This window comes from Roseiarcus sp., from assembly GCF_049514155.1.
Lineage (GTDB): Bacteria > Pseudomonadota > Alphaproteobacteria > Rhizobiales > Beijerinckiaceae > Roseiarcus.
The window spans coordinates 1-8,873 of sequence record NZ_JBEKVH010000156.1; the positions used below are offsets into that span (position 1 = coordinate 1).

11 protein-coding genes are annotated in these 8,873 nt (G+C 66.7%); 10 read left to right on the forward strand and 1 reads right to left on the reverse strand.

Features of this window, described 5'->3' with window-relative positions:
* From ABSF49_RS17800 to ABSF49_RS17830, 7 genes are all read left to right on the forward strand, one after another.
* Positions 1 to 266 (forward strand): TOBE domain-containing protein (locus tag ABSF49_RS17800; protein WP_424113985.1); only part of this gene is annotated, 266 nt, incomplete at its 5' end.
* Between the two features lie 31 nt (positions 267 to 297).
* Positions 298 to 1,587 carry an ABC transporter substrate-binding protein gene (locus ABSF49_RS17805; protein ID WP_424113986.1) on the forward strand — a complete coding sequence of 430 codons (1,290 nt, stop codon included), beginning with the start codon at positions 298 to 300 and terminating at the stop codon, positions 1,585 to 1,587.
* 83 nt (positions 1,588 to 1,670) lie between these two features.
* Positions 1,671 to 2,564, forward strand: a complete 894-nt coding sequence (locus ABSF49_RS17810) for an ABC transporter permease (protein ID WP_424113987.1) — start codon at positions 1,671 to 1,673, stop codon at positions 2,562 to 2,564.
* A gap of 3 nt (positions 2,565 to 2,567) precedes the next feature.
* Positions 2,568 to 3,452 carry an ABC transporter permease gene (locus ABSF49_RS17815; protein ID WP_424113988.1) on the forward strand — a complete coding sequence of 295 codons (885 nt, stop codon included), beginning with the start codon at positions 2,568 to 2,570 and terminating at the stop codon, positions 3,450 to 3,452.
* A 7-nt stretch (positions 3,453 to 3,459) separates the two neighbouring features.
* Positions 3,460 to 4,194, forward strand: coding sequence for an aspartate/glutamate racemase family protein (locus tag ABSF49_RS17820; protein WP_424113989.1), 735 nt, complete (start codon positions 3,460 to 3,462; stop codon positions 4,192 to 4,194).
* Between the two features lie 240 nt (positions 4,195 to 4,434).
* Positions 4,435 to 4,836 (forward strand): cupin domain-containing protein, encoded by a 402-nt coding sequence (locus ABSF49_RS17825; protein ID WP_424113990.1) that lies wholly within the window; start codon positions 4,435 to 4,437, stop codon positions 4,834 to 4,836.
* 116 nt (positions 4,837 to 4,952) lie between these two features.
* Positions 4,953 to 5,642 (forward strand): VIT1/CCC1 transporter family protein, encoded by a 690-nt coding sequence (locus ABSF49_RS17830; protein WP_424113991.1) that lies wholly within the window; start codon positions 4,953 to 4,955, stop codon positions 5,640 to 5,642.
* Between the two features lie 115 nt (positions 5,643 to 5,757).
* Here the strand turns inward: ABSF49_RS17830 and ABSF49_RS17835 are convergent, their stop codons facing one another.
* On the reverse strand, positions 5,758 to 6,600 hold the full coding sequence (locus ABSF49_RS17835) for a protein-L-isoaspartate O-methyltransferase family protein (RefSeq protein ID WP_424113992.1): 843 nt from the start codon (positions 6,598 to 6,600) through the stop codon (positions 5,758 to 5,760).
* Positions 6,601 to 6,771: 171 nt separating this feature from the next.
* On the opposite strand from ABSF49_RS17835, the gene ABSF49_RS17840 reads away from it, so the two are divergent.
* From ABSF49_RS17840 to ABSF49_RS17850, 3 genes are all read left to right on the forward strand, one after another.
* Positions 6,772 to 7,572: a class I SAM-dependent methyltransferase gene (locus tag ABSF49_RS17840; protein WP_424113993.1), complete on the forward strand. Its 801-nt coding sequence runs from the start codon at positions 6,772 to 6,774 to the stop codon at positions 7,570 to 7,572.
* A gap of 60 nt (positions 7,573 to 7,632) precedes the next feature.
* Positions 7,633 to 8,229: a sterol desaturase family protein gene (locus ABSF49_RS17845; RefSeq protein ID WP_424113994.1), complete on the forward strand. Its 597-nt coding sequence runs from the start codon at positions 7,633 to 7,635 to the stop codon at positions 8,227 to 8,229.
* Between the two features lie 417 nt (positions 8,230 to 8,646).
* A partial coding sequence (locus ABSF49_RS17850; protein WP_424113995.1) for a porin occupies positions 8,647 to 8,873 on the forward strand: 227 nt, incomplete at its 3' end.

Here is an 8,873-nt window from a genome sequence, read left to right on the forward strand (position 1 = left end):
CCAACGGCGCCGGCAAGTTCGCCGTGCGCGCCGACCGCGTGACCGTAGTCAGCGAGACGGCCAACACATCGCGCCTAGGGGCGGTTGTGACCAGCATCGAATACCAAGGCGCGAACTATACGGTCGGGCTCGAAAGCGGCCCCGCGCGTGACCTTTCCGCGATCCTGGGCGATGCGGCCTTCGCCAACACGCCGCTCTCTATCGGCGACCGCATAGGCCTCGCCTGGGCCGATGAGGACGAGCATCCGCTTTTGCCTGCGTCCTGAGCGGCGCCGGTCTTGTTAAGGAGGAGAGAGCATGACGAAGAGACACACTAACGCCGGCGCCGGCGTCACGCGGCGCAATGTCCTGAAAGCCGCCGGCGCCCTCGCCGGCGCGGGCGCGGTCTCGAGCTTCCCGGCGCCTGCGGTGTGGTCGCAGGAGGAGAAGGTGCTGCGCTATCTCGGCACCGCCGTCAACCAGAGCGACGACATCATCAAGAAGGTCAAGGAAGACACCGGAATCACGCTCCAGAACATCGTCGCCACCACGGACGACGTCACCAAGCGCGTCATCACCCAGCCGAACTCGTTCGATATTCTCGACACCGAATATTTCAGCCTCAAGAAGCTCGTCCCGTCGGGCAACATCTTGCCGATGGACGCCAAGAAGATCAAGGAATTCGACAACATCACGCCGGTCTTCACCAAGGGCCAATTGCCGAACGGCAAGGTGATCGGCGACCAGGGCACCGCGCCCAAGAAGGTGATGTTCCTCGAAGGCGAGCATTCGACCAAGTTCTCGGCCACGCCGACCGAGTGGGTCACGCTGATCCCGACTGTCTACAACGCCGACACGCTCGGCATCCGCCCCGACCTCATCAAGCGGCCGATCGAACACTGGGCCGAATTGCTCAACCCCGAATTCAAGGGCAAGGCGGCGATTCTCAACATTCCCTCGATCGGCATCATGGACGCCGCGATGGTCGTCGAGTCGATGGGCAAGTACAAGTATCCCGACAAGGGCAACATGACGAAGACCGAGATCGATATGACGGTCGGCGTGCTCACCGACGCCAAGAAAGCCGGGCAGTTCCGCGCCTTCTGGAAGGACTTCAACGAGAGCGTCAACCTGATGGCTTCGGGCGAAACCGTCATCCAGTCGATGTGGTCGCCGGCGGTCACCGCCGTTCGCTCGAAGGGCATCCCCTGCGTGTTCCAGCCGCTGAAGGAAGGCTACCGCTCCTGGGCCTCGGGCTTCTGCATGTCGAAAGGCACGACGCCCAAGCAGCAGGAATGGATCTACGAGTTCGTCAACTGGTACCTGTCCGGCTGGGCCGGCGCCTATCTCAATCGCCAGGGCTACTACTCTGCGGTGCTCTCCACCGCGAAGGCGAACATGGAGCCCTACGAGTGGGCCTACTGGATGGAAGGCAAGCCCGCCGAGAAGGACATTCACGGTCCGGACGGCTCGCTGCTCGAGAAGGCCGGGGCGACGCGCGACGGCGGCTCGTACGACGATCGCATGGGTAGCGTCGCCTGCTGGAACGCGGTGATGGACGAGAACGACTACATGGTCCGCAAGTGGAACGAGTTCATCGCGGCGTGAGCGGCCCCGCCGGCTGAAAACGAAGCCCGGCGCGCGCGTCGCGCCGGCGCCCCTCAAACCCGTTCAAAAGGGTCTCGACGCTCATGGCGGCCCGCCGCGACCTCGATTCCTACGGCGTCCCCGGCTGGCTGCAGGCCGCGCCGTTCGGGCTGGTGTTCGCGGCGTTCTTCGTGCTGCCGCTCGTCTTCGTCGTCATCGTCAGCTTCTGGGACTACAACGATTACCAGATGCTGCCGACCTTCACGACGCGCAGCTACGTCGAGAGCTTCGACGGCTGCCTCAACGACCTGCCGAACCTCTGCACGATGTTCAAGACCTACGTCTCGACGGCGAAGTTCTGCTTCATCGTCTGGGCGCTGACGCTGGTCATCGGCTTCACCGTCGCCTATTTCCTCGCCTTCCACGTCCGTAGCACGACGGCGCAGATCACCCTGTTCCTCGTCTGCACCATCCCGTTCTGGACGTCGAACGTCATCCGCATGATCTCGTGGATTCCGCTGCTGGGCAGGAACGGCCTCGTCAACCAGATGCTGGTCGGCGCGCATGTCGTCGACGCGCCGGTCGAATGGCTGCTCTATTCGCCGTTCTCGGTCGCGCTCGCCTTCGTCCACCTGTTCACCTTCTTCATGGTCGCGCCGATCTTCAACTCGATGATGCGCATCGACCGCCGCTTGATGGAGGCGGCCTACGACGCCGGCGCGAGCGGCTGGCAGATGCTGACCAACGTCATTATCCCGCTGTGCAAGCCGGGCATCGCCATCGGCTCGATCTTCGTCGTCACCATCGTCATGGGCGACTTCATCACCTTCGACGAAATGGGCGGCGAGCAGATCGCCTCGGCCGGCAAGGTGATCGAGACGCGCCTCGGCGCGCTGCAATTCCCGCCCGCGGCGGCCAACGCGGTGATCCTGCTCGGCGCGACGATGCTGATCATCGCCGTGCTCAACCGCATCGTCGACATCCGCAAGGAGCTCTAGCCCATGAACGAGGGACGCTCCTTCGCCTTCTATGCGCTCGCCGCCTTCTTCGGCCTCTATGTGCTGTTCCTCTACGGGCCGATGATCGTCATCTTCATCCTGTCGTTCCAGGGACCGACCGGCGGGCTTACGTTCCCGCTCGTCGGCGTGTCGCTGCACTGGTTCTACCGCTTGTGGGAGGGGAACGGCATCGTCGACATCACCGGCGCATTCAAGCGCTCGCTCGAGCTCGGGATCGTCGTGATGATCTTGACGGTCGTGCTGTCGCTGAGCGCGGGGCTCGCCTTCCGCAAGCGCTTCCTCGGCGCCAACCTGCTGTTCTACGTCGCCATCGCCAGCCTGATCGTGCCCTCGATCGTCACGTCGCTCGGCATCGCGCTCGAGTTCCGCATGCTCGACGACTTCCTCAAGGCGAACGCGCCGGATTGGATCGCCGACAGCCTGACGACGACGATGGGTATGTTCACCTCCGGGCTCGGCGCGCATCTGACCTGGACGCTGCCGTTCGGCCTGCTGGTGATGTTCGCGATCTTCAACCGCTTCGACTCGCGCTACGAGGAGGCGGCGCGCGATCTCGGCGCGACGCCGTGGCAGACGCTCCGCCACGTCGTGCTGCCGATCGTCCTGCCGTCGGTGATCGGCGTCGGCCTGTTCGGCTTCACCCTCTCCTGGGACGAGATCGCGCGCTCGAGCCAGGCGATGGGCGAGCACAACACCCTGCCGATGGAGCTGCAGGCGCTGACGACGACGGTGACTACGCCCGACATCTATGCGCTCGGCACGTCGACGACCGCCGTCTCCTTCGCCGTCATCGCCGTCGCCCTCGGCGCGATCGCCATCCTGCGCGCGCGCCAGGCGCGCCACGGCTCCGACGCCGGCCAGGCGTGAGGCGGCGATGCGGCTGCTCGTCGTCAATCCCAACACCTCCGCGAGCATGACCCAGCGCATCGGCGCGGCGGCGCGCGCCGCGGCGGGGCCGGGGGTCGAAGTCGTCGCCGTCAATCCGGCGAGCGGCCCGGCGTCGATCGAGGGCTATTTCGACGAGGTCTTCGCCGCGCCGGGCCTGGTCGAGGAAGTGGCCAAGGGCGACGCCGCCGGCTTCGACGCCTTCATCGTCGCCTGTTTCGACGACACCGGGCTCGAGGCGGCGCGCTCAGCCGCGCGCGGGCCGGTGATCGGCATCGGCGAGGCGGCGTTTCATTTGGCCTCGTTGATCGCCCATCGCTTCAGCGCCGTCACGACGCTGTCGCGCTCGATCGCGCCGATCGAGGCCAATCTAATGAAATACGGCCTCGCGACGCGCTGCGCGCGCGTGCGCGCCTGCGAAGTCCCGGTGTTGGCGCTCGACGATCCCGCCTCCGGCGCGCGCGAGAAAATGTCGGCGGAAATCGACCGCGCGATCGCCGAGGACGGCGCTGAGGCGATCGTGCTCGGCTGCGCCGGCATGGCGGAACTCGCCGCCGCGCTGGCGCGCCGCCACGGGCTGCCGGTCGTCGACGGCGTCGCCGCCGCGGTCAAGCTCGCCGAGGCGCTGGTCGGGCTCGGCCTCGCGACTTCGAAGCTCGGGCCCTACGCGCGACCGCTGCCCAAGACGTTTGCGGGCGCGTTCGCAGGATTGTCCGCCCGCTAGAGTGAATTGAAGTTGGTTGGATTCACCCTTTGCGTCATGGCCGTCCCCGGACCAAGTCCGGGGACGGCCATGGCGCAGGTTCGGCCTAAGGGCGGAACGCTCTGGGAGAAGATCGTCAAACGTCACGCGCCGCGCGTCGCGTCGGCTTGCCAAGGCCACTCGTCATCGGCAAGCTCGACGTTGTGAAGCGGATCGCAAAGTCGGCGGGAGACGGGGATGGGCGCCAATGATCGACCGATCGTGACCAGGAAAGGCGCCGAGAGCGGCGCCACGGCTCAGTCCGGCGGCTTGGCGCTGATGACGGGGGTCGGACCAACGATCACCTCGGCGACAAAGCTGTGGTTCGGCAAGGCGAGCAACGCGCCGGGCTTCCGCTCGTTGCCCCACCACCACGGCGAAGCCGAAACCGGCGCCTATTTGCTGTCAGGCAGCGCCCGCATCTATTTCGGCAAGAGCTACCAGGAGTTCGTAGAGATGTCGGCGGGCGATTTCATGTTCGTTCCGCCGTTCCTGCCTCACCTCGAAGCCAATATGAGCACGACCGAAGAACTGTGGTGGCTGGCCTGCCGCACGCCGGAAAACATCGTCGTGAACCTGCCTGACGTCGACGACGCCTCGCTCGAGGGCTATCGGCGCGCCTGAATTTGCGGCGGTTGGACTGCGCTTCCGCGGGCGTTACAGCGGCGCCATACCGGTCGTCACGGTCGCGTGGTATTTGCGGGGCGCGCCTTCGACCCGCTTCGCGAGAGTCTTCACGAATGCCGCCCCCCGCTTCCCACTACGTTCGCCGCGCCTCGTGGCTGCGCGCGGCGGTGCTCGGCGCCAATGACGGGATCATCTCCACCGCCAGCCTGATCGTCGGCGTCGCCGCGTCAGGGGCGGGCCGCGCCGCGATCCTCACCGCCGCCGGCGCCGGCTGGGCCGCCGGGGCGATGGCGATGGCGGCGGGCGAATATGTCTCGGTCAGCTCGCAGGCCGATTCGGAGGCCGCCGATCTCGAACGCGAGCGGCGCGCGCTGGAGAACTTTCCCGAGATCGAGACCGACGAGCTGGCCGCGATCTATCAGCGGCGCGGCCTTGCGCCGGCGCTCGCGCGCCAGGTCGCCGAGCAGTTTATGGCGACGGACGCGCTGAGCGCCCACGCGCGCGACGAACTCGGGCTGGGGGCGCAGGGCGGCGCCAACGCGCTGCTCGCCGCCTTCGCCTCGGCGGTCAGCTTCTCGGCCGGCGCGGCGCTGCCGACCCTGGTCGCCTTCCTCGTCCCGCTGGCGGCGACCGTCGCCGCCGTGCCGGCGGCCTCGCTGGTCTTTCTCGCCGCGCTCGGCGCGCTCAGCGCCTGGCTCGGCGGCGCGCCGCCGCTCAAGCCGACGCTGCGCGTCGCGTTCTGGGGCGCGCTGGCGATGGCGGTGACGGCGGGGATCGGCGCGCTGATCGGCAAGGCGGTGTGAGCGAGGGCCCTCGCCGCGTCGCGCCCCTCATCCGGCGCCAAAGCCCGTCGATTGCGACGGGCGTCTCTCGACGCCCTATGGCGCCCCCTTCTCCCGCACGCGCCGAAAGGCGTCGTCAGCTCTGGTGGCCGCCGGTGAACGGCACGAACGGGATGATCGCGCCGTTGTAGATGTCGGAGCGCGACACGGCGAAGCCGTCGGCGGTGACGGACTTGACAGCCTTGAGCACGTGCTGCGCGCCAGGCGGCCCCACCGGAATGACCATGATTCCGTCGGGCTTGAGCTGCTGCAGCAGCGGCGGTGGGATGTGGTCGATGCCGCAGGTGACGATGATCTTGTCGAACGGCGCCGCCTCCGGCCAGCCGTAATAGCCGTCGGCGGTCCTGGTCTGGATCGCCGCATATTCCTTGTAGCCGCGCGCGATCAGCGAATCGTAGACGCCGCGGGTGCGCATGGCCAAGGCGGGGATGATCTCGATCGACCACAGCCTGTCGGTCAGGTAGCTCAGATAAGCCGACTGGTAGCCCGAGCCGGTGCCGATCTCGAGCACCTTGTCGCTGGGCCTGACCGCCAGCGTGTTGGTCATGCGCGCCACCGTATGCGGGCCGGTGATGGTGACGCCGAAGCCGATGTTGAGATAGTGCCACTCGTAGGCGCGCGAGAGGTTCTCGGCGGTGACGAACTCCTCGCGCGGCGTCATCAGGAACGCGCGCTTGTCGGCGCGGTCCCAGACGTCGTTATGCGAAATCAACTGCAAGTAGCGGTCCCAGCGCTGGCCGAGGAATCCGGCGTCCTCGCCGCGATTGTCCTTCATCCAGGCGACGAAGGCCTCGCGGCTGTCGACCGGCGGCCACAGATCCTGGTCGAAGGCGCGCGCGACGCCAGCGCGGGCCGGCGCGCCGAGCGCCGCGCCGCCGAGCAGCGCCGCGCCGCCGAGAAGCAGCTCGCGTCGATTCATCGTCACCCTCGTAATTCCCAGTGCAATTCCATTCTTGCGTCTGCGGCCCTCGCGACGCAAGCGCCGCCGCGCCTTTCAATACGAATCCGTAATCGCGCCGCCGCATTGCCGCCTCGCGAGCCAATCAACTTTTTCGATGTCGCGGTCGCCTCCGCGCCTCGGAGCGTTCAAGTGACGCAGGTTCAAACGTTCGACAATCGAGCGTCGACCTTCCCCAGGGCCGGTTTCGCTTACGGGGTCGATCCGCGAAGGGCGGAATATTACAGTCTTCGACAGGCCCGCTACGACGCGCTGGCCGACGACATCGACAATTGGGCGGCCGGGGCGCTGGCGCAGGGCTGCACGCTGCGGCTGATCGACATCGGCTGCGCCACGGGCATTCTGTTCCGACATCTGGAACCGCGCGCCCACTGCGCGGCGATCGAGATGCACGGCTCCGACATCAAGATCGAGATCGAGACGATCTATCGCCGTGAACGCTACGCCGCGATCGTCGCCGACGACCTGATGGCGGGCAATCCGAGCACGCCGTCGAACGCGTTTGACGTCGTCGTCTGCGAGCAGGCGCTGGAACACCTGCCGCGCGTCGATCTGGCGATCGCCGCGCTGGCGCGCGTCGCCAAGCCGGGCGGCAAAGTGTGCGTCGGCGTGCCGATCTTTCTGCCCCCGCTCGCCGCGTTGCGCCACGCCTGGGTGAAAGCCTCGCTGGCCTGGCGGCCGAACAAGCAATGGAGCCACATCCAGACCTTCTCGCAGCGCTCGTTTCTGCGCCAGATCCGCCGCCATTTGGGCCTCGAGCTCGTCGAAGTGCGCGGCTTCCGCGTCATTTCCGGCGGGCCGCTGCGGCCGCTCGAGCACCATCGCTGGTGGTGGCGGTTCAATCGCCGTCTCGGCGCCCTTGCGCCCTGGGCCTGCGTCGAAATCCAGGCGATCTTCGAAAAGCCGACGAACCCCGACAGCGCCGCCGCCTGATGGCGCCGACGGCCGGCGCGCGCTAGAGTGGCTCGGCTTCGGCCGCTAGGGAGGGCGTCCGTGTTCGGGACATTTTTTCGCCACGGCGCGACCGCGGCGCTCGCCGTCTGCGCGCTCGCGCTTCTCGGGACGATCGTCTTCGGCCTCGCCCCGTTTCGTCCGCTCGACGTCGTGATCGGCGCGCTGCTGTTCTACGGCAGCGAATACCTGATGCACCGCTTCGCCTTCCACGCGCGGCCGGCGCGCAATGCATTCGTGCGGCGACTGCAGCATCGCCTGCATTACGACCATCACGTCGAGCCCGACCGGCTCGACCTGCTGTTCCTGCCGCTGTGGTTCCTCGTCCCCAATCTCGCGCTCACCGCCGCGCTGGTCGCGCTCGTCCTTGGCCTCGCCGCGACAGCTTCGACCATGCTCGGCGTCGTCGCAGCGATCCTCCACTATGAATGGACGCACTACGTCGCCCATACGCCGATCCGGCCGCTGACCCCGCTCGGGCGCTGGATCAAGCAGTACCACCTGCGCCACCATTATATCAGCGAGAAGCTGTGGTTTGGAGTCTCCAACCCCTCGCTCGACCTGGTCTTCGGCACCTACCGCCGGCTCGGCGAGGCGAGGCGCAGCGCGACGGTCCGCAGCCTCCATCCGGAGCGATGAGCCGGCCGCTCTGCGGCTGACCGCAGCTTCTTTCCGGCTCGTCTCCACAATTCCAATCGCCTTTGGCTGACAAGGACTTGCCCCGTCGCAAGCGACACGCGCGCCACCGGGACACGCATAAGTAGCGCTCGTGACCTTTATGCAACATATACGCGAAAAGCGGCGATCAAGGCGGGAATCCGACGATTTCGCGTTTTAGTTGTATTCTCCTGGGCGTATCGTCTTTTGCGTGCACGGGAGTTCCCGGGTGCGAATCGAGCCGTCTGACGGGAACGCCGGAGAACCGGCGAAGGCCGGCGGACTAGGGACTGGGGGACCGGTGGACAGGGGCTTATTCGCTCGGCGCGCGCAGAGCTCGACGACGAAGGCCGTGGGTTTTTACCGCTCCCAATTGCGACTCACTGGAGGTCAAGAATTATGACTGTCATGAAGAGCCTACTGCTCGGCTCAGCGGCCACTCTGGTGGTCGTCGCCGGCGCGCAGGCCGCCGATCTTCCGACGAAGAAAGGCGCTCCGGCCGCTGAATACGTCAAGGTTTGCAAGGTCGGCGACATCGCCGGCTTCATCATTCCCGGCTCCGACACCTGCCTGAAGATCAGCGGTTACGTCAACGCGCAGATCGCCATGGGCAACGTCACCGACGA